The organism is Rahnella sp. ATs2 (assembly GCF_051851855.1).
Taxonomy (GTDB): Bacteria; Pseudomonadota; Gammaproteobacteria; order Enterobacterales; family Enterobacteriaceae; genus Rahnella; species Rahnella variigena.
Genome location: NZ_JBLYPL010000005.1, coordinates 35,718 through 56,525, shown reverse-complemented (window position 1 = coordinate 56,525; position 20,808 = coordinate 35,718). Strand labels below are relative to the sequence as shown.

Below are 20,808 nucleotides of genomic sequence, written 5' to 3'. Positions count from 1 at the left end.
CGCGCAATCTTTGTTATTAACCCTTTGTCATCAACCCTCTGTTATCAACTCTCGAAGGAGTTCTCCGTGCTGGCTATTTTCCTGCAAGGACTGGCGATGAGCGCCGCAATGATTTTACCGATTGGCCCGCAGAATGCGTTTGTAATGAATCAGGGCATTCGCCGACAGTATCACCTGATGATTGCCGGATTATGCGCGCTGAGCGATATCGCGCTGATCTGCGGCGGCATCTTTGGCGGCAGTGCACTGCTGAGTCAATCTCCGACATTACTGTTACTGGTGAGCTGGGGTGGAGTGGCGTTTTTACTGTGGTATGGCTGGGGCGCATTTCGCACGGCATTCAGCAAAAATCCTGAACTGGCGCAGGCCGAAGTGGCGAAGCAAAGCCGCTGGAAAATTGTCGTCAGCATGCTGGCGGTCACCTGGCTGAATCCGCACGTATATCTCGATACTTTCGTGGTACTCGGCAGTCTGGGTGGCAGTCTGAGCCCTGATGAGCGTTCGTGGTTTGCGCTCGGTGCGGTCAGTGCATCGGTAATATGGTTCTTCGGGCTGGCCATCCTCGCCGCGATGCTGGCGCCGTGGCTGAATACCGGCAAAGTGCAGCGGGTCATCAATTTTATCGTTGGCGTGATCATGTGGGGGATTGCCGTACAACTGGCTCGCCAGACCGGTGTGCTTTAAGTTTTTAGCCTTAAATCAGCTTTTGTCACTAATCTTAGTTTCAGTTGTAACGGATTATGCTACGGTTTCGCAGATTGTTTTGACCTATCTATTGCCAGATCTTTGATGATTAATGGAGGCACTGTGAAACTGAAAGCATTAGCTGTAGCAGCGATGTTGGGATTAGGGACATTACCTTTGGCGTTGCAGGCGGCGGAATTACCTGCCGGACCGCACGTGGTGACGTCAGGCACGGCGAGTGTTGATGCGACGCCGGATATCGCGACGCTGGCGATTGAAGTCAGCGTGTCGGCGAATGATTCAGCCAGCGCCAAGAAACAGGCTGATGAACGCGTAGCGGCATATTATGCGTTCCTGCAAAAAAACGGCATTGAGAAAAAAGATATCAATGCGGCCAACCTGCGTACTCAGCCGGAATACAATTACCTGAAAGATGGTACTTCACAGCTGAAAGGCTACCGTGCTGTGCGTCAGGTGCAGGTGACTTTGCGTCAGCTGGATAAACTGAACGAATTGCTGGATGGCGCACTGAAATCAGGTCTGAATGAAGTGCGTGCGGTTGAACTGGGCGTGGCTAATCCGGATAAATTCCGTGATGAAGCGCGTCAGAAAGCCATCGAAAACGCTACTCAGCAGGCGAAATCACTGGCTGAAGGCTTCAATACCAAACTGGGGCCGGTTTACAGCATTCGTTATCACGTGGCTAACTACCAGCCAATGCCGGTGGCGCGTATGTATAAAACCGCCGAAGCCGCAGGGCAGAGCGATGTCGCGCAGACCTATGAGCAGCAGAGTATTCACTTCGACGATCAGGTCGATGTGGTGTTCGAATTGCAGCCGCAGGCACCAGCACCAGCACCAGCACCAGCACCAGCACCGGCTCAGTAAACCTGACGCCGTGAAAATGAAAAACCCGCTCCGGCGGGTTTTTTGTTTTCTGAATTTAATGCCACTGGTTACGGCTATTTATCTGCTGAAAACGTTACGTCTTTTTGTGCCTCCAGTACCCGTAATCTTTCTGTCAGTGCCTGACTGACCGACGCGTAAGCCGTGCTGCCGAGCGCGAGACGCAGCGGCGGATTCACTTCATCGGCAGCGACGATCATCGCCCTGACGGTGTTCAGCGCGTCGCCTTTAATGGCGAAATCACCGGATGCAATCGCACGGCGTACTTCACCGGCAGGCGTGGTTTCATAGCAGTCCATCGGTTCGGCGTGATCCAGACCTGCGCCAAATTCCGTACTGGTCGGGCCCGGTTCAATAATCAGGAAGTCGATACCAAACGGTTTCACCTCCTGCGCCACCGATTCGACAAATCCTTCAATTCCCCATTTTGTTGCATGATATAGGCTGAAATTCGGATAAGCGATCTGCCCGCCTTCTGATGAAACCTGCACAATCCGGCCGCCTCCTTGTGTGCGCAGGTGTGGCAAAACGGCGCGGATAAGCTGGATAGAACCCACCAGATTGGTGGCGATCTGTCTTTCGATTTGCCCGTCACTGACTTCTTCACCTGCGCCAAACAGGCCGTAACCTGCATTACTGACCACCACATCTATACGTCCGGCTTTGGCAAATGCAGCGCCGACGGCGGTTCGGATAGCCGATGTATCGGTGATATCGAGCATGAGAATTTGCAGCCGATCTCCATAACTTGCCAGCAAGTCGTCAAGCGCGCCCGGTTTGCGTAATGTGGCGATCACCCTGTCGCCGCGCAGAAGCAGCTGCCCGGTGAGCAGGCGTCCGAGGCCGGTGGATGTTCCGGTAATAAACCATGTCTTTGTCATTCTCAAATTCCTCAATTACAGACGTTGCCAGACATTCAGGGTAGGGCAATACTATTGGTGCGTTAATACCCAATAAACTGCATGAACAGGTGAACATTAACCACCAATGAACACGCCATCCATGAACAAACCGACCCTGGCAGAACTCCGGGCCTTTATGGCTATCGCCGAACACGGTAGTTTCCGCCGCGCTGCCGATCTTCTGGGCATCACGCGATCGTCGCTCAGCCACGTTATGCGCGGGCTGGAAGATCGCCTTGGCGCACGCCTTTTGCACCGCACTACGCGCAGTGTGTCGCTGACTGAAACGGGCGAACGCTTGCTGAAACGCATCGATCCGCTGATGAGCGGGCTGGATGCCGCGCTGGAGGATGTCGCGGGTGAGCAGGGGCGACTGACCGGTGGACTGCGCATTAACGGCAGCGAAGGCGCTATCCGCCTGTTGTTGCGGAATATTGTGCCGGAGTTCATGACGCGTTATCCCGGTGTGACGCTGGATCTGGTGGCGGAAGGAAAGCTGGTGGATATTGTCGGGCAGGGTTTTGATGCGGGGATCCGGCTGGGAGAAGCGGTTCCACGGGACATGATCGCTGTGCGGCTCAGCCCCGATTTACGATTTCTGGCCGTAGCATCACCGGATTATCTTGCTATGTATCCGGCCCCTGAAACGCCGGATGACCTTGCTCGTCATCAGTGTTTGCGGCAGCGTCTGCCCAGCGGCAAACGTTATCGTTGGGAATTTCAAAAACGCGCAGAGGAAGTGGCAATTGATGTGCCCGGAAATCTGACGCTGGACAATACACAACTGATGGTTGAGGCCGCAGAGGACGGCCTGGGGATTGCGTATGTTCCGGAAGATTACGCGCGGATAGCGCTGAAAGAGGGGCGCTTAATCGCGGTGCTGGAAGACTGGTGTCCGTCTGTCTCTGGTTTGTTTCTCTATTTCTCGGGAAACCGTCATGTCCCTGCGGCTTTGCGGGCATTGATCGAAATGGTCCGGGAGAAAAGCGGTTAAGCACCGCTTTCCATACCGGATATTTTCATCAGTCCTGACGCAACACCTGATGACCGTGGGCGATCAGCGCGTCAGTGACTTTACGCATCATGCGGCTTTCCGGCGCAAAACGGTGCCAGTAAAGCATACGGCGCTGGAACAGGCCGGGTGTCAGGTCGATCAGTTCGCCGCTTTCCAGTTCTTTCTCGATTTGCAGATGCGGGATCATACAGCAGGTGGTGCCCTGACGGGCCAGCTGCACAAAGGCTTCCGAGGAGTTAACGATGTGGCACGGCACGCTGCCCGGCGACAAATCGAAGTTCTGTTGCAGGAAAGCCTGATGCATATCGTCCAGATGGTCAAACGCCACTGCAGGCGCTTTCAGCAAAGCGGAGCGGGTGACGCCGTTCGGGAAATAGCGATCCGCAAAGGGCCTGGAACCGACAAACAGATAGTCGAGCGCACCCAGCTGATCCACCAGACAACTCGGCAGCGGCTGTGGCTGAATACTCACCGCACCGACCACTTCACCGCGACGCAGACGTTCCTGCGTGCGCGTTTCATCTTCCACCTGCAAATTCAGACGGATAGGCGAATCGACAAGTACCGATTTCAGCGCCGGTAACAGCCAGGTCGCCAGACTGTCGGCGTTCACCGCCAGTGAAAGCAGCAGCGGCGTATCGTTGCTTTCATTATTGCTGTCACTGCCCAGCCACTCTTCTTCCAGCAATTCCACCTGATGCAGTAATGCCAGTAATTTCTGACCCTGCTCGGTCGGACGAGGCGGCACGGTACGCACCAGCAAAGGCTGGCCGAACAAATTTTCCAGTTGTTTAATGCGCTGAGAGACCGCCGATTGAGTGATGCAAAGCTTCTGTGCGGCGCGCTCAAAACCGCGCTCGCGGATCACCGCGTCCAGTGCCTGCAGCGTTCTATAGTCCGGGCGTTTCATCGGAGTTCTGTCCCTTAGATTTAATTTTATCCGAACACTATGCCACAGATTGTCAGGATTTGTGGTGAGGAAAATCTTTGTGTTTGCTGCACAATTGCACTTAATAAGTGTGATCTGGCTGCGGTGATGTTTATCCATATTGGCGGGACATGCTTTATAATCACCGGCACTATTCGTTACATCGAAGCATTCACGCCACTTTCGTGTTATCAGACAGAGAAGCCATTATGACGCAGGAAGAATTGAAAAAAGCAGTCGGCTGGGCCGCACTGGATTACGTCACGCCGGGCACCATTGTCGGTGTCGGTACCGGATCCACCGCCGCACATTTCATTGACGCACTGGGTTCCATCAAAGGCCAGATTGAAGGCGCGGTTTCCAGCTCAGACGCCTCTACCGCAAAACTGAAAAGCTTAGGCATCCACGTTTTCGACAGCAACGAAGTGGACTCCCTGGATGTGTATGTTGATGGCGCGGATGAAATCAACGGCGCAATGCAGATGATCAAAGGCGGCGGTGCAGCGCTGACCCGCGAAAAAATCATTGCGGCGATTGCCAAAAAATTCATCTGTATCGTGGATGCTTCCAAGCAGGTTGATGTGCTGGGTAAATTCCCGCTGCCGGTAGAAGTGATCCCGATGGCGCGCTCTTATGTTGCGCGTGAACTGGTGAAACTCGGCGGTCTGCCGGAGTACCGTCAGAATGTCCTGACCGACAACGGCAACGTGATCCTCGACGTGCATAATCTGAGCATTATGGATGCCATCGCGCTGGAAAATAAGATCAACGGGATCGCCGGTGTCGTGACCGTCGGCCTGTTTGCTAACCGTGGTGCTGACGTGGCGCTGGTCGGGACTTCTGAAGGCGTTAAAACTGTTAAGCTGAAATAATCCAGCGATAAGCAGAAGATCTGGCTGCTCAGATAAAAGCAGCCAGACACACTCCTGTCATAACACAATGTTATGAAGATGATAATTTTCTGGCTGAATCATCTTTTCTTCAAAAGCCTTAATTTGGTGACTTATGTCACATTCCTGAAATTCTCCTCCTGAACGTCTGGCTCCATAAAATCTAACCAGCATGAAATGCTGAAAACCTTCTGGCGAGGTGAGCCTTCTGCTGCCTGTCAGGCAATCGTTTGTATTGATGATGGCGGATTTTTTGTTATGTTGACTGTGAGCAGTCACCTAGCAGTTCGATTTCAGCCAGAAAAATATAGGGTCGGGAAATGGCAAAAGTATCACTTGAGAAAGACAAGATTAAATTTTTGTTAGTGGAAGGCGTCCACCAAAGTGCGGTTGATACACTCCGTGCCGCGGGCTACACCAATATTGAATTTCACAAAGGTGCTTTAGATACGGAGTCGCTGAAAGAATCGATCCGTGATGCGCACTTTGTTGGACTCCGATCGCGTACTCAGCTGACTGAAGAAGTGTTCCAGGCAGCCGAAAAACTGGTGGCTGTTGGGTGTTTCTGTATCGGGACTAATCAGGTGGATCTGAAAGCGGCGACCCGTCGCGGTATTCCGGTCTTCAACGCACCGTTCTCCAATACCCGTTCGGTTGCCGAAATGGTGCTGGGCGAAATGCTGCTGATGATGCGTGGCATTCCTGAAGCTAACGCCAAGGCGCACCGCGGTATCTGGAACAAACTGGCTGTCGGCTCGTTTGAAGCGCGCGGTAAACGTCTGGGTATCATCGGTTACGGCCACATTGGTACGCAGCTGGGAATTCTGGCGGAAAGCCTGGGGATGCGCGTCTTCTATTATGACATTGAAAGCAAACTGCCTTTGGGCAACGCGCAGCCGATTGCCACACTGGAAGAATTGCTCAATACCAGCGACGTCGTCACGCTGCATGTGCCGGAAACAGCCGGAACCAAAGACATGATTTCTGAAGTGCAACTGGCGCAGATGAAGCCGGGCGCACTGCTGATCAACGCCTCACGCGGTACGGTCATCGACATCCCTGCGCTGTGCAATGCGCTGCGTAACAAACATCTTTCCGGTGCGGCTATCGACGTCTTCCCGGAAGAACCGGCGACTAACAGCGACCCGTTCAATTCTCCGCTGTGTGAATTCGACAACGTATTGCTGACGCCGCACATCGGCGGTTCGACGATGGAAGCGCAGGAAGGTATTGGTCTGGAAGTCGCAGGCAAACTGGCGAAGTACTCTGACAATGGTTCAACACTCTCAGCGGTTAACTTCCCTGAAGCTTCTCTGCCGGCACATACCGAGAAAGCCAGCCGTCTGCTGCATATCCACGAAAATCGTCCGGGTGTGCTGACCAGCATCAACCAGATTTTTGCGGAGCAGGGTATCAACATTGCTGCGCAGTACCTGCAAACCAGCCCTGAAATCGGTTATGTGGTGATTGATGCAGAAACGGATATCAATACGCTGACCACTGCGCTGCAACTGATGAAGGCCATTCCGGGCACTATCCGCGCACGTTTGCTGTACTGATTACATCAGTCGTAAATATCAAAGCCGCCGCAAGGCGGTTTTTTGCTTTCTGGTTTCAGAGAAAGAAGAAGGGATATCGGGAAAGTAAAGAATGTCGGGAGGAGATCTTACCGGGATGACTAATCATTCATAAGTAAAAAGCATTCAGGAGTAAAAGCATTCAGAAGTAAAAGGAGAGGGCGACCAGACCACAAAGGATCAATGATGACAGGGTGATTTCAAACTGGTAGCGGCGCAGTGTCATCTGTCAGTACCTCAGAATAAAAACCGGAGAAAAAAACACCCGGCGAACCGGGTGTTAAATTAACAGTCTTGATAAGAGTGAGCAGAAATACTCACGAAGACTTCTTCGTTACGTCTTATGCTGCTGGCGTTGCTTTTGCAGCCGGAGCAGCTTTCTTAGCATGTTTCACGTGTTTTTTAGCAGCCTGGGCTTTCTGAGCTACCGGAGCAGCTTTCTTGGCATGTTTCACGTGTTTTTTAGCAGCCTGGGCTTTCTGAGCTACCGGAGCAGCTTTCTTGGCATGTTTTACGTGTTTTTTAGCAGCCTGGGCTTTCTGAGCTACCGGGGCAGCTTTCTTAGCATGTTTCACGTGTTTTTTGGCAGCCTGAGCTTTTTGAGCTACTGGCGCTTTCTTAGCTGCTTTTTTGTGTTTCTTGGCAGCCTGAGCTTTCTGCACAGGTTTTTTATGTGCTTTATGCTTAGTCGCATGAGCCGGAGCAGCGGTAGTTGCTGTTGCAGCGGGTGCTGGAGTTGCAGTGGTTTCAGCAGCGAAAGCAACTGAAGACAGGCCCATTGCAGCGGCTACAACCAGAGCTAATACTTTTTTCATGTGTAATTCCTTAAGAATTTTTGGTTTATGTGTCCACCCCACTGCGGGGCCGGTGAGAGAATAATAGGCGTGACGAACAGCGCTGTCCGTGAGTGATTGGTATCGGCGTGTAACGGTATGTATAAATGGAGGGATGTGTTTTATTTCAGAGGGTTAGAGTTAGTCAGATGTGTGGTCTGGCGTAAAGATACTCTGGTTAGTTACAACATACTTAAAGATTGCTCGCAGCTTATGGCGTATCTGCACTTTACAGCGATGTTTTATTGTCTGGCATTACCATGTCCATATTTTACCTGGCGTAATCACTTCAGGTAACGGCACATCCCAGTGTTCTGTCGGCAATGCATCCACATGCTGGCAATCGTGCGCCAGACCTATCGGATACGGCCCGCCTTCCTGCCAGTTTTCCAGAGTACGGTCATAAAAGCCGCCGCCCATCCCTAAACGTTGTCCGGTACTGTCGAAGGCGACCAGTGGCGTCAGGATGATATTCAGCTGTAATAAAGGAATGACCTGCGTGACGTCCAGCTGCGGCTCAAGGATTTTGAGGCGATTGCGGACCAGCGGTGTTTCGGGCGTATAACGCAGAAAAAGCAGATTACCCGCAGAGAAAGGGTGAAGGACCGGCAGGCAAAGTTGCTTACCTTCGCGCCATAAGCGGTCGATCAGGGGGGCTGTATCCAGCTCGCCATCAAAAGACAGAAAGACGGAAATGTTTTTTGCGGATTGAATATCAGGATGCGTTGCGACACGTTCTGCGGCCTGATGGGCAAAATGCGTTTGCTGCTCAGCGGTCAGAGAGTTTCTGCGTTGGCGAATTTCAGTACGGATAATTTGTCGGGCTGAAGCGAACTGAGGAGTGTAGGACATAGATACAAACACCAGAAAGGGATGTACCGAAAAGAAAGGGGAATCTCCGAGATGCCGTCGCAGGCTGTAACCCTTGAACCCATGGTTCAAGGTGAACGTGCTGTCGCAGTCTTTAGGCTTCTCGGACGGACCGAGCATGCGCACCGATTACGGATCATCACATTCTGTTGGTACTAATTATCGGCTCAGGGGACGGGCCCGCTGGCGAACATCTCAGAGAAATTTTTTACCGTTTCTGACGACCTGTGACCAGTCAGTCAGCAACGTGTGTTATTCGAAAGGCGCCCCTTCACGTTCAGAGATCCGGCCTTGTTCGAGCAAAGCTTGCTCGATGGTTTGTTGCAGCATCCGAATGCGTTGTTCCATATTGGATGCATAGTCGCGCGTTTTCAACCTTTCCTGAGCAAGTTCGTGACATACGTTTAATGCCGCGATGAAAACCAGTTGCTCTGTATTGGTGACTCTAGTGCGAACTTTCAGATCTTGCAACCGCTGATTAAGATCATCAGCTGCCAGATTCAGTGCTTCCTGTTGTTCTGGCGGACAATTCACTCGTAATGAGCGACCAAAAATTTGAATATCTACCGGTTGTGCAGACATGCCACCTTCCTGCTGATTTATTCGTCCGCCCCAACGTGACCACTACGACCTGGCGCAGGATGTTGGAAGCGGGCGCCACTATAACTATCTCAATACCAGGTTACAACCCCATGACCGGCTGACTGCTGCCCGATTGTTCAGGGCGTGCCATTCATGCCTTATACCACGCCATCGCGGGCTGCTAATCTGGTACTACGACAGACCTTGGTGGTAGCATAACACGAACTTAACCGACCAACGATGGCGAATGCGCATGTCTATTGAGAATACTTACCCTACTTACGATTCGTTGGATCAAAACCTGAAACAACAATCGGTTGCTTTAACCGCAGCAGAAATGCACGGTTTGATCAGTGGCTTGCTGTGCGGTGGCAATCGCGACGGCAGCTGGCTGACGATGGTGCATGACCTGACAAACGAAGGCATGGCCTTCCCGCACACGCTGGCAGATTTGCTGCAACAACTGCGCAAAGTGACGTCAGATACCCTCGAAGATGACAGCTTTGAATTTAAAATGCTGATGCCTGACGATGACAAACACGTCTTTGAGCGTGCCGATGCGCTGGCCGGATGGGTGAACCATTTCCTGCTCGGTCTGGGCATGATGCAGCCTAAACTTGCTAAAGTGAAAGGCGAAGTCGGTGAAGCTATCGATGATTTGCGTAGCATCGCGCAACTCGGTTACGACGAAGATGAAGATCAGGAACAACTGGCGCAATCTTTAGAGGAAGTTGTCGAATACGTTCGCGTCGCGGCGATTCTTTGCTTTGGTGAATTTGGTCACAGCCGCCCGACGGCTGCGGAAAACCACCGTACATTGCATTAGTGGTTGATGGCATTAACCGAACATTGCACACATTAAAACGATTTCAGGAGAAGGTGATGACTCAGCAAGAGTTTGAGAATCGTCGTCAGGCGCTGTTAGCGAAGATGGCACCGGGAAGCGCTGCGATAATTTTTTCTGCGCCGGAAGCAACACGCAGTGCCGACAGTGAATACCCGTATCGTCAGAGCAGTGATTTCTGGTACTTCACCGGTTTCAATGAACCGGAAGCGGTGCTTATCCTGGTGAAAAGTGATGAAAATCATAACCACAGCGTACTGTTTAACCGTGTGCGTGATCTCACCGCTGAAATCTGGTTTGGCCGTCGTTTAGGTCAGGATGCCGCGCCCGCCGAACTTGGCGTGACCAAAGCGCTGCCTTTTGACGACATCAACGACCAGTTGCATCTGCTGCTCAACGGCCTTGATGTGGTGTATCACGCGCAAGGCGATTACGCCTATGCCGATGAAATCGTAAACCGTGCCATGGAAAAACTGCGCAAAGGCTTCCGCCAGAATTTCTCTGCTCCTGCGACTGTCATTGACTGGCGTCCTTGGGTGCACGACATGCGCCTGTTCAAATCACCGGAAGAAATCGCCATCATGCGCCGTGCCGGACACATTACCGCGCTGGCGCATACCCGTGCGATGGAAAAATGTCGTCCGGGCATGTTTGAATATCAGCTTGAAGGCGAAATTCATCACGAATTTAACCGTCACGGCGCGCGTTATCCGTCCTACAACACCATCGTGGGCGGCGGCGAAAACGGCTGCATTCTGCATTACACCGAAAATGAATGCGAACTGCGTGACGGCGATTTAGTGCTGATCGACGCCGGTTGTGAATATCAGGGCTATGCCGGTGATATCACCCGTACGTTCCCGGTGAACGGCAAATTCAGCAAAGCGCAGCGCGAAATCTACGACATCGTGCTGGCGTCAGAATACAAAGCGCTGGAAGTCTTCGGGCCGGGCAGCAGCATTCAGGCCGCAACCGAAGCGGCAGTGCGCGTGATGATTGAAGGCCTGATCAAACTCGGCGTGATGAAGGGCGACGTTGAAACCCTTTACGCTGAGCAGGCGCACAAACAGTTCTTCATGCACGGTTTATCGCACTGGCTTGGGCTGGACGTTCATGACGTGGGTCATTACGGCTCGGCAGATCGCAGCCGTACACTGGAACCTGGCATGGTACTGACCGTTGAACCGGGCCTGTATATCGCGCCGGACGCGGACGTACCCGAGGCTTACCGTGGCATCGGTATCCGTATCGAAGACGACATTCTGATCACCGCCACCGGCATTGAAATTCTGACCGGCGATGTGGTGAAAGAAGCCGATGAAATTGAAGCATTAATGGCGGCGGCACAGAAATAATATGAGCATAGTCATTGTTGGCGGCGGAATGACCGGTGCCTCGCTGGCGCTGGCGATTTCCTCGCTGACGCAGGGCAGTTTGCCGGTGCATCTGGTGGAGGCCACTGCGCCGGATCATCATGGACATCCTGGTTTTGATGCCCGCTCGATTGCGCTGGCGCAGGGAACCTGCCAGCAGTTAGCCCGTGCTGGCATCTGGCCGGCCCTGAAAGCTATCGCCACGCCAATACGTGATATTCACGTCAGTGATCGTGGTCATGCGGCTTTTGTGAATCTCAATGCTGCGCATTACGGCGTGGAAGCGCTCGGGCAGGTGGTCGAGTTGCATGAAGTCGGCAAACGGCTGTTTGCCATGCTGAAAAATGCCCCCGGCGTCACGCTGCATTGCCCGGCGAAAGTCACCGATGTCGCGCGTTCTCAGGATTCTGCCAGTGTCACGCTTGATACCGGTGAAACGATGACCGCGCAGCTGCTTGTCGCCGCGGACGGTTCGCATTCTTCGCTGGCAAAAGCCTGCAATATTGGCTGGCAGCGTGAGGATTATGGTCAGATCGCTGTCATTGCCAACGTGGCAACCAGCGAGCCGCACAACAATCGTGCTTTTGAGCGCTTCACAAAACACGGGCCGCTGGCACTGCTGCCGATGTCCGATGGACGCAGCTCGCTGGTCTGGTGTCATCCGCGCGAAGCGAAAGAAGAAATTGATCACTGGAGCGAAGCGCAGTTCCTCAGCGAGCTGCAAAAAGCGTTTGGCTGGCGTCTGGGCACTATAAAACAGGCCGGTAAACGTTTCAGTTATCCGCTGCAATTACAGCAAGCCAACAGTCATATCAGCCATCGTCTGGCACTGGTCGGCAATGCAGCACAAACGCTGCATCCGATTGCCGGACAGGGGTTTAATCTCGGTCTGCGTGACGTCATGACGCTGGCGGAAACGCTGGCTAATGCGACGGCGAATGGCAGCGATGTCGGCAGTTACCGCGTACTGAGTGACTATCAGCAGCGTCGTCAGCCCGATCAGCAGGCAACCGTCGGCGTGACCGATGGCCTGATCCACCTATTTGCCAACCGCTGGCTGCCGTTAATGGTCGGACGTAATCTCGGTTTACTGGCGATGGAAGGCATTACGCCGTTGCGCGATGCGTTTACCCGCAGAACTTTAGGTTGGGTTGACCGTTAAGCCTTACAGGAAAAATTATGCAATCTTTTGATGTGGTTATCGCCGGTGGCGGAATGGTTGGTCTGGCGCTGGCGTGTGGTTTACAGGGCAGCGGTCTGCGCGTGGCGGTGCTGGAAAACAAGCTGCCGGATCTCGATTCACCGCTACCGGACCAGCCGGGTTTGCGGGTTTCAGCTATTAATGCTGCCAGTGAACGTCTGCTGAAATATATCGGCGTCTGGGACAACATTATTGCTCAGCGTGCCAATGCCTATCAGGGGATGGAAGTCTGGGATCGCGACAGCTTCGGTAAAATCGCGTTCCGAGGTGAAGAGTACGGTTTTAGCCATCTCGGTCACATCATTGAGAATCAGGTGATCCACCGCGCCTTATGGCAACGTGCGGAAAAATCTTCCGACATCACTTTGCTCGCGCCGGCTACATTGAAAAATGTGGCGTGGGGCGAAAACGAGGCGTTTATCACCCTCAATGATGATCGTCAGCTCACCGCACGGTTAGTGGTCGGCGCGGACGGCGCGCAGTCGTGGCTGCGTCAGCACGCTGATATCCCGCTGACATTCTGGGATTATCGCCATCATGCACTGGTGGCGACCATCCGCACTGAAGAACCGCACCAGTCTGTTGCACGCCAGGTCTTCCATGGCGAAGGCATTCTGGCATTTCTGCCGCTGGCCGATACCCATTTGTCTTCTATTGTCTGGTCAGTTTCGCCGGATGAAGCACAGCGCCTGAGCGCGCTGGAGCCTGAAGAGTTTAACAAAATCCTCGCCAGTACCTTTGACCTGCGTCTGGGTATTTGTACCTTAGAAAGCGAGCGCCTGACCTTCCCGCTGACCGGTCGTTATGCCCGCAGCTTTGCCGGACCACGTCTGGCGCTGGTGGGCGATGCGGCGCATACCGTGCATCCGCTGGCCGGTCAGGGCGTCAACTTAGGTTTCATGGATGCCGCAGAACTGGCATCTGAAATCAGACGACTGCAAAAAGAAGGCAAAGATTTCGGCCAGCACATGTATTTGCGCCGTTACGAGCGACGCCGCAAACACAGCGCTGCGCTGATGCTGGCAGGGATGCAGGGCTTCCGCGAACTGTTTGCCGGTGACAATCCTGCCAAAAAACTGTTGCGGGATATCGGCCTGACGCTGGCGGATTCTCTGCCGGGCGTGAAACCGAAACTGGTGCGTCAGGCGATGGGGCTGAATGATTTACCTGAGTGGTTACAGGACGATTCGCTTCGATTGAAATAATCTAATTTCAGCTCAGTTTTTCCATTACATTTTCTAATCCGGGGCCGGATTTCTCATTCTGCAAATGGTGAGAAATCCGGCCTTGTCGTTATATAACATCGACACTTTTGATGTTTATTTGTAGATTTTGCGTCACAAACCCCAGTTTACCAGTCAAAAACTCTGCACAATGCCCTTGTGAAATCACTGACATTTATCCCGCTCTGCATATTTTAACTTATGGTTAGTCAGCTTATTCAGTGGTAAGTTCGAGCGAGGGTATCGTTTGCGCGGTGTGCTGTTTATGCACTTAATTAAATGAGGAATAAGATGGTTAAGCAGACTCAGCTTTATGAACAACATGTTGCGTGCGGCGCGCGTATGGTCGATTTCCACGGCTGGATGATGCCTTTGCATTATGGCTCTCAGCTGGATGAACACCACATCGTGCGTCAGGATGCCGGTATGTTTGACGTCTCGCACATGACCATTGTCGATCTCCACGGTGCCCGTACCCGTGAATTCCTCCGTTATCTTCTGGCGAACGATGTCGCCAAACTCACCGTTCCCGGCAAAGCGCTGTACACCGGTATGCTCAATGCGTCCGGCGGCGTGATAGACGACCTGATCGTTTACTTCCTCAACGAAAATTATTTCCGTCTGGTGGTTAACTCCGCTACCCGCGAGAAAGATCTGGCATGGATTTCGCAGCATGCAGAACCGTACGCTGTTGAACTGACGGTGCGTGATGATCTGGCGCTGGTCGCTGTGCAGGGGCCGCAGGCGAAAGAAAAAGCGGAAACCTTGTTCACCGCTGAACAAAAACAAGCGGTCGCGGGCATGAAGCCGTTCTTTGGCGTTCAGGCGGGCGATCTGTTTATCGCCACCACCGGTTATACCGGCGAAGCGGGTTATGAAATCGCGCTGCCGCAAGAGCAGGTGGCGGATTTCTGGCAGAAACTGCTGGCCGCAGGCGTGAAACCCGCCGGTCTGGGCGCGCGCGACACGCTGCGTCTGGAAGCTGGCATGAATCTCTACGGTCAGGAAATGGACGAAGGCGTGTCACCGCTGGCGGCCAACATGGGCTGGACCATCGCCTGGCTCCCGGAAGACCGTAACTTTATTGGCCGTGACGCACTGGAAAGACAGCGTGAGCAGGGCACTGAACAGCTGGTCGGCCTGGTGATGACCGAAAAAGGCGTATTGCGTAACGAACTGCCGGTGCGATTCACCGACAGCGCGGGCAACACGCTGGAAGGCGTGATCACCAGCGGCTCATTCTCTCCGACGCTCGGCTACAGCATTGCACTGGCGCGCGTTCCGGCGGGCATTGGCGAAAACGCTATTGTGCAAATCCGTAACCGCGAAATGCCGGTAAAAGTCACTAAGCCAGGTTTTGTCCGTAACGGCAAACCGCTGGTGCAGTAAAGAATTCGTAATAAAAATTATCCAGTTAACGCTGAATTAAGCACTTTTTTGGAGAAAATAACATGAGCAATGTTCCAGCAGATTTGAAATACGCCTCTTCCCACGAGTGGGTACGTTCAGAAGGCAACGGCGTTTACACCGTAGGCATCACCGAACACGCGCAGGAATTACTGGGCGACATGGTTTTCGTTGATCTGCCAGAAGTCGGTCGCGAAGTTGCTGCCGGTGAAGACTGTGCCGTAGCTGAATCCGTCAAAGCGGCGTCAGATATTTATTCTCCAATCAGCGGCGAAATCGTTGCAGTTAACGGCGAACTGGAAGGTTCTCCGGAGCTGGTCAACAGCGAGCCATACGGCACCGGTTTCCTGTTCCAGATTAAAGCGTCAGACGAAAGCGAACTGGCTAAGCTGCTTGATGCAGATGCCTATTCAGCATCCATTGAAGACTAATTAAACACTGTTTACCCGCCCCGCAAGCCGCTTGCGGGGCAGATCCCGACCCGTAGCTTTTGTCAGTATCCCAAGACACCTCCAGCAGATTTCAGGAATGCGTAGCAAATGACTCAGACTCTCAGCCAACTCGAACACAGCGAAGCCTTTATCGGCCGCCATATCGGTCCGTCTTCTCAGCAGCAACAGCAAATGCTGGAAACGGTCGGTGCGGATTCCTTAAACGCGCTGATCCAGCAGATCGTTCCGGTCGATATCCAGTTGCCGGGGCCACCGGCCGTCGGCGATGCCGTGACGGAACATCAGGCGCTGGCTGAGCTGAAAGCCATTGCCAGCCAGAACCAGCGTTATAAATCCTACATCGGTATGGGTTACAGCGCGGTGCTGACGCCGCCGGTTATCCTGCGCAATATGCTGGAAAATCCGGGCTGGTATACCGCGTACACGCCGTATCAGCCGGAAGTGTCGCAGGGCCGTCTTGAAGCATTGCTCAACTTCCAGCAACTGACGTTAGATCTGACCGGTCTGGATCTGGCTTCTGCTTCTTTGCTCGATGAAGCGACTGCCGCCGCCGAAGCGATGGCGCTGGCAAAACGTGCCAGCAAACTGAAAGACGCTAACCGTTTCTTCGTGGCGGACGACGTGCACCCGCAAACGCTGGATGTGGTACGCACCCGTGCGGAAACCTTTGGTTTTGACATCATCGTTGATAAAGCGGAAAAAGTGCTCGAGCTGGAAGGCGTGTTCGGCGTGCTGTTGCAGCAGGTTGGCACCACCGGCGAAGTTCATGATTACACCGCGCTGCTGGGCGAACTGAAATCCCGCAAAATTATTACCAGCGTTGCCGCTGATATTATGGCGCTGGTGCTGCTGGCCGCACCGGGTAAGCAGGGCGCAGACGTAGTCTTCGGTTCTGCGCAACGCTTTGGTGTGCCGATGGGCTACGGCGGTCCGCACGCGGCCTTCTTCGCCTGCGTAGACGAATTCAAACGTTCCATGCCGGGCCGTATCATCGGGGTTTCCCGTGATGCCGCGGGCAAAACTGCACTGCGTATGGCGATGCAGACACGCGAGCAACATATCCGCCGCGAAAAAGCCAACTCCAACATTTGTACCTCGCAGGTTTTACTGGCGAACATTGCCAGCCTGTATGCGGTATTCCACGGCCCTGAAGGCCTGAAACGCATTGCGTCACGCATTCATCGTCTGACCGACATTCTGGCCGCTGGCCTGAAACAGGGCGGCCTGACGCTGCGTCATAACAGCTGGTTCGATACGCTGACTGTTGAAGTCAAAGATAAAGCCGCCGTGCTGGAACGCGCGCTGAGTTTCGGTCTGAACCTGCGTACTGATATTCACGGCGCAGTCGGTATCACTCTGGACGAAGCGACTTCCCGCGAAGATGTTCAGATTCTGTTTGCTGCCCTGCTGGGTGACGACAACGATCTGGATATCGACAAACTGGATAAAGCTGCATCGACCGACAGCAACTCTATTCCTGCGGCGATGCTGCGTGTGGATCCGATTCTGACCCATCCGGTATTTAACCAGTACCACAGCGAAACCGAGATGATGCGTTATATGCACCGTCTGGAGAAAAAAGATCTGGCGCTGAATCAGGCGATGATCCCGCTGGGTTCCTGCACCATGAAACTGAACGCTGCGGCAGAAATGATCCCTATTACCTGGCCGGAATTTGCCGAGCTGCACCCGTTCTGTCCGACAGAACAGGCTGGCGGTTATCAGCAAATGATTGGTCAGCTGTCACAATGGCTGGTTCAGCTCACCGGTTACGACGCTGTGTGTATGCAGCCAAACTCCGGCGCACAGGGCGAATACGCCGGTCTGCTGGCGATTCGTCGTTACCACGAAAGCCGTAACGAAAGCGGTCGTCACATCTGCCTGATCCCAAGTTCAGCGCACGGTACCAACCCGGCTTCCGCGCAAATGGCGAGCATGACCGTGGTGGTAGTCGCGTGTGACAAACAGGGCAACATCGACCTGAGTGACCTGCGTGAGAAAGCCGCGAAAGCGGGCGACGAACTGTCATGCATCATGGTGACGTATCCGTCAACGCACGGCGTTTACGAAGAAACCATCCGTGAAGTTTGCCAGATTGTGCATCAGTACGGCGGTCAGGTTTATCTCGACGGCGCGAACATGAACGCGCAGGTCGGCATTACGACTCCGGGTTACATCGGCGCGGACGTCTCGCACCTTAACCTGCATAAAACCTTCTGTATCCCTCACGGCGGCGGCGGTCCGGGCATGGGCCCGATTGGTGTGAAATCACACCTGGCTCCGTTCGTTCCGGGTCACAGCGTGGTGCAGATTGACGGCGTGCTGACCCAAAACGGCGCGGTTTCTGCGGCTCCGTTCGGCAGCGCTTCCATCCTGCCAATCAGCTGGATGTACATCCGCATGATGGGCGCTGAAGGTCTTAAACAAGCCAGCCAGGTGGCAATTCTGAATGCCAACTACATCGCGACCCGTCTGAAAGACGCCTATCCGGTGCTGTATACCGGCCGTGATGGCCGTGTGGCGCACGAATGCATTCTGGATATTCGTCCGCTGAAAGAGACGACCGGTATCAGTGAAATGGATATCGCCAAGCGTCTGATCGACTACGGATTCCACGCGCCGACCATGTCCTTCCCGGTTGCCGGTACGCTGATGGTTGAGCCGACCGAATCCGAAAGCAAAGTGGAACTGGATCGCTTCATTGATGCGCTGCTGGCAATTCGCAGTGAAATCGACCGTGTAGCGAAAGGCGAATGGCCGCTGGAAGACAACCCGCTGGTGAACGCGCCGCACGTGCAGAATGAACTGGTCAGTGACTGGAACCATCCGTACACCCGCGAAGTGGCGGTATTCCCGGCCGGTTACGACAATAAATACTGGCCGACCGTGAAACGTCTGGATGACGTGTACGGGGACAGGAATTTGTTCTGTTCGTGTGTACCGATGTCAGATTACGAGTAAGACTCCGTTCTGCTCCTCTCTGAGAAGGGTGGGGAATTAAAAACTCGGTCTGCTCCCTCCCCTGCGAAGGGGAGGGCTGGGGTGGGGTATTAAACTTAAATCAATAAGTTAAAGTTGGCTTTGACAACGGATTAGCCTTTAAAACCCCCTCCTAACCTCCCCCTTCGCAGGGGGAGGTGTAAGCACTTTGCTCACTTCCCCCACTGGAGTATTCAATGAAAATCGCTCTCGTCACCGGCGCCAGCCGCGGCATTGGCCGTGCAACGGCTCTTCTTCTTGCGCAGCAGGGTTACGCCGTCGGTGTAAATTACGTGAATAACGAAACCGCAGCACAATCTGTTATCGATGAAATCCATCAGGCTGGTGGCAAAGCAATTGCGCTGAAGGCTGATATTGCCGATGAAGCGCAGGTTGTCGCGATGTTCAAACAGCTGAGCGCCGAACTCGGCCCGATCACCGCGCTGGTGAATAATGCCGGGATTTTGTTCCAGCAGACCACCATTGAAAATCTCTCCGCCGAACGTATCAATAAAGTCCTGTCTACTAACGTGACCGGGTATTTCCTGTGCTGCCGCGAGGCGGTGAAAATCATGTCGCATAAGCATGGCGGAAAGGGCGGGGCAATTGTGAATGTGTCCTCAGCGGCTTCCCGTCTGGGCGCACCGGGCGAATATGTCGATTACGCGGCATCGAAAGGCGCGGTGGATACCCTGACCACCGGTCTGGCGCTGGAAGTGGCGGCTTACGGTATTCGCGTAAACTGCGTACGTCCCGGCCTGATTTATACCGAAATGCATGCCAGCGGCGGAGAGCCGGGGCGTGTCGATCGCGTGAAAGCCAATCTGCCGATGCAGCGCGGCGGTCAGCCGGAAGAAGTCGCACAGGCGATTTCCTGGCTGCTGTCGGATTCCGCCTCTTACGCCACCGGCAGCTTTCTCGAGCTGGCAGGCGGCAGGTAATCAGAATCAGTCACCGATAACGGGGATCACTCCCCGTTCACTCCCCTTAAACGGTCAACTCCACACAATCGGTCATTAACGGTCATCAGATTGCGCGAGGAATTGTGACCGTTTGCAAATCTGTTGCTGTCTTGTTGCAACGCAAATGACGATTTAATGCCGTTCCCGCCACAGATCCAAACTTTAACATTTCATCTTTTCTCACCTTTTCGTGACAACTATCACAGGACGATTGTGGCAAAAAATGCGCACATTCGCCTTTGAGGCACTGCGCATTCCGTAAACACCCGGCTGCGTATCCTATTTGACATCGGGAAAGAGGAATCACCACATGCTGCCAGTAGAGCGACATCGTTATATCACCGAAATTCTCAGCCAGCGCGGACGCATCCTGGTACAGGAAGTGGCGCAGTTATGTCGCATCTCGCTGGAAACCGCGCGGCGGGATTTGGCACTGCTGGAAAAGCGTGGCGTGCTGTTACGCAGCCACGGCGGCGCGGTGTTTATGGAGCATTCGGCGGGCGAAAAAACCTATGTGCCTTCGCAGATTGAACAGGGTGAATCCTTCCGTGACCGCAGTAATCAGTCGCCGGACAGTAAAACGCGCATCGCCAAACGGGCGTTACAGCTAATCAATCCCGGCGATTGCCTGCTGCTCGACAGCAGTTCCAGCAGCTGGTTTCTGGCGCGTCAGTTGCCCGATATTCAGCTGGTCGTGCTGACCAACTCGGTTCACATCATCCAGACGCTGGCGGTGAAAGCTAACGTGCGGGTGATCGGACTGGGCGGTGAATACTCGGCGAAATACGAAGATTTCGTCGGCGTGCTGGCCGAGCAGATGCTGAAAGAGTTCGTCATCAACAAACTGTTTTTCTCCTGTCACGGCATCAGTCACGAAGGCGGCATCCGTGAAAGTAACGAGCATCATGCGCGGCTGAAACAGCAAATGCTGCTTTCCTCCGAGCACAAAATTTTGCTGGTTGACTCCAGCAAATTCGGCCGCCGCTCCTTTGCGCGGATCTGCCACTACCGGGAAATCGACACACTGATAACAGACCATCTGGAGGATGACGAATTCCGCCAGGAACTGGCCTGGAGCAACGTTAACGTGATTGAAGTTTCTCCGTCACCCCTACAGAAAAAAACTAAAAACAGCCGCAACGGCCCGTTAGCTGCGGCACATAACTGACCTACCAGGAGA

At 53.7% G+C, this 20,808-nt stretch carries 19 protein-coding genes and 1 other RNA gene; 14 read left to right on the top strand and 6 right to left on the bottom strand.

Annotated elements, in window-relative coordinates:
• Window positions 1-66 precede the first annotated feature (66 nt).
• Complete coding sequence (gene argO / locus ACJY2G_RS06215; RefSeq protein ID WP_113878242.1) at window positions 67-684, top strand: arginine exporter ArgO; 618 nt, start codon at window positions 67-69, stop codon at window positions 682-684.
• Between the two features lie 123 nt (window positions 685-807).
• Window positions 808-1,572, top strand: coding sequence for an oxidative stress defense protein (locus tag ACJY2G_RS06210; protein WP_132964972.1), 765 nt, complete (start codon window positions 808-810; stop codon window positions 1,570-1,572).
• 74 nt (window positions 1,573-1,646) lie between these two features.
• Here the strand turns inward: ACJY2G_RS06210 and ACJY2G_RS06205 are convergent, their stop codons facing one another.
• Window positions 1,647-2,471: an SDR family oxidoreductase gene (locus tag ACJY2G_RS06205; protein WP_430318849.1), complete on the bottom strand. Its 825-nt coding sequence runs from the start codon at window positions 2,469-2,471 to the stop codon at window positions 1,647-1,649.
• 121 nt (window positions 2,472-2,592) lie between these two features.
• On the opposite strand from ACJY2G_RS06205, the gene ACJY2G_RS06200 reads away from it, so the two are divergent.
• Complete coding sequence (locus ACJY2G_RS06200; protein ID WP_430318850.1) at window positions 2,593-3,486, top strand: LysR family transcriptional regulator; 894 nt, start codon at window positions 2,593-2,595, stop codon at window positions 3,484-3,486.
• A gap of 28 nt (window positions 3,487-3,514) precedes the next feature.
• Here ACJY2G_RS06200 and ACJY2G_RS06195 read toward each other — a convergent pair whose 3' ends face one another.
• Window positions 3,515-4,417 carry a LysR family transcriptional regulator ArgP gene (locus tag ACJY2G_RS06195; protein WP_112288975.1) on the bottom strand — a complete coding sequence of 301 codons (903 nt, stop codon included), beginning with the start codon at window positions 4,415-4,417 and terminating at the stop codon, window positions 3,515-3,517.
• A gap of 227 nt (window positions 4,418-4,644) precedes the next feature.
• Between ACJY2G_RS06195 and rpiA the strand changes: the two genes are divergently transcribed.
• Together rpiA and serA are read left to right on the top strand one after the other, a co-directional pair.
• Window positions 4,645-5,307 (top strand): ribose-5-phosphate isomerase RpiA, encoded by a 663-nt coding sequence (gene rpiA / locus ACJY2G_RS06190; RefSeq protein ID WP_112288974.1) that lies wholly within the window; start codon window positions 4,645-4,647, stop codon window positions 5,305-5,307.
• A 338-nt stretch (window positions 5,308-5,645) separates the two neighbouring features.
• Window positions 5,646-6,884 (top strand): phosphoglycerate dehydrogenase, encoded by a 1,239-nt coding sequence (gene serA, locus ACJY2G_RS06185; protein ID WP_112288973.1) that lies wholly within the window; start codon window positions 5,646-5,648, stop codon window positions 6,882-6,884.
• 359 nt (window positions 6,885-7,243) lie between these two features.
• Here the strand turns inward: serA and asr are convergent, their stop codons facing one another.
• The 4 genes from asr to zapA all read right to left on the bottom strand — a co-directional run bounded on the left by asr (window position 7,244) and on the right by zapA (window position 9,187).
• Window positions 7,244-7,717, bottom strand: a complete 474-nt coding sequence (gene asr / locus ACJY2G_RS06180) for an acid resistance repetitive basic protein Asr (RefSeq protein ID WP_113878248.1) — start codon at window positions 7,715-7,717, stop codon at window positions 7,244-7,246.
• A gap of 273 nt (window positions 7,718-7,990) precedes the next feature.
• Complete coding sequence (locus ACJY2G_RS06175) at window positions 7,991-8,587, bottom strand: 5-formyltetrahydrofolate cyclo-ligase (protein WP_430318851.1); 597 nt, start codon at window positions 8,585-8,587, stop codon at window positions 7,991-7,993.
• A 39-nt stretch (window positions 8,588-8,626) separates the two neighbouring features.
• Window positions 8,627-8,810, bottom strand: a non-coding RNA gene (gene ssrS / locus ACJY2G_RS06170) — 6S RNA.
• 47 nt (window positions 8,811-8,857) lie between these two features.
• Window positions 8,858-9,187, bottom strand: a complete 330-nt coding sequence (zapA, locus tag ACJY2G_RS06165; RefSeq protein ID WP_112290630.1) for a cell division protein ZapA — start codon at window positions 9,185-9,187, stop codon at window positions 8,858-8,860.
• Between the two features lie 253 nt (window positions 9,188-9,440).
• Between zapA and ACJY2G_RS06160 the strand changes: the two genes are divergently transcribed.
• The 9 genes from ACJY2G_RS06160 to ACJY2G_RS06120 all read left to right on the top strand — a co-directional run bounded on the left by ACJY2G_RS06160 (window position 9,441) and on the right by ACJY2G_RS06120 (window position 20,796).
• Complete coding sequence (locus tag ACJY2G_RS06160) at window positions 9,441-10,013, top strand: YecA/YgfB family protein (RefSeq protein WP_112290632.1); 573 nt, start codon at window positions 9,441-9,443, stop codon at window positions 10,011-10,013.
• Window positions 10,014-10,069: 56 nt separating this feature from the next.
• Window positions 10,070-11,386: a Xaa-Pro aminopeptidase gene (gene pepP / locus ACJY2G_RS06155; RefSeq protein WP_430318852.1), complete on the top strand. Its 1,317-nt coding sequence runs from the start codon at window positions 10,070-10,072 to the stop codon at window positions 11,384-11,386.
• Between the two features lies 1 nt (window position 11,387).
• Complete coding sequence (ubiH, locus tag ACJY2G_RS06150; protein ID WP_430318853.1) at window positions 11,388-12,566, top strand: 2-octaprenyl-6-methoxyphenyl hydroxylase; 1,179 nt, start codon at window positions 11,388-11,390, stop codon at window positions 12,564-12,566.
• A gap of 17 nt (window positions 12,567-12,583) precedes the next feature.
• Window positions 12,584-13,810 (top strand): FAD-dependent 2-octaprenylphenol hydroxylase, encoded by a 1,227-nt coding sequence (gene ubiI / locus ACJY2G_RS06145; RefSeq protein WP_430318854.1) that lies wholly within the window; start codon window positions 12,584-12,586, stop codon window positions 13,808-13,810.
• Window positions 13,811-14,119: 309 nt separating this feature from the next.
• Entirely contained in the window at window positions 14,120-15,217 is a 1,098-nt protein-coding gene (gene gcvT / locus ACJY2G_RS06140) for a glycine cleavage system aminomethyltransferase GcvT (RefSeq protein ID WP_120160948.1), read from the top strand.
• A gap of 62 nt (window positions 15,218-15,279) precedes the next feature.
• The gene (gene gcvH, locus ACJY2G_RS06135) at window positions 15,280-15,666 is read left to right on the top strand and encodes a glycine cleavage system protein GcvH (protein ID WP_120160946.1); all 387 of its coding nucleotides are present in this window, start codon (window positions 15,280-15,282) and stop codon (window positions 15,664-15,666) included.
• 108 nt (window positions 15,667-15,774) lie between these two features.
• Entirely contained in the window at window positions 15,775-18,648 is a 2,874-nt protein-coding gene (gene gcvP / locus ACJY2G_RS06130) for an aminomethyl-transferring glycine dehydrogenase (protein ID WP_430318855.1), read from the top strand.
• Between the two features lie 215 nt (window positions 18,649-18,863).
• Window positions 18,864-19,607: an SDR family oxidoreductase gene (locus ACJY2G_RS06125; protein WP_430318856.1), complete on the top strand. Its 744-nt coding sequence runs from the start codon at window positions 18,864-18,866 to the stop codon at window positions 19,605-19,607.
• Between the two features lie 331 nt (window positions 19,608-19,938).
• Window positions 19,939-20,796, top strand: coding sequence for a DeoR/GlpR family DNA-binding transcription regulator (locus ACJY2G_RS06120; protein WP_439291540.1), 858 nt, complete (start codon window positions 19,939-19,941; stop codon window positions 20,794-20,796).
• Window positions 20,797-20,808: the final 12 nt, after the last annotated feature.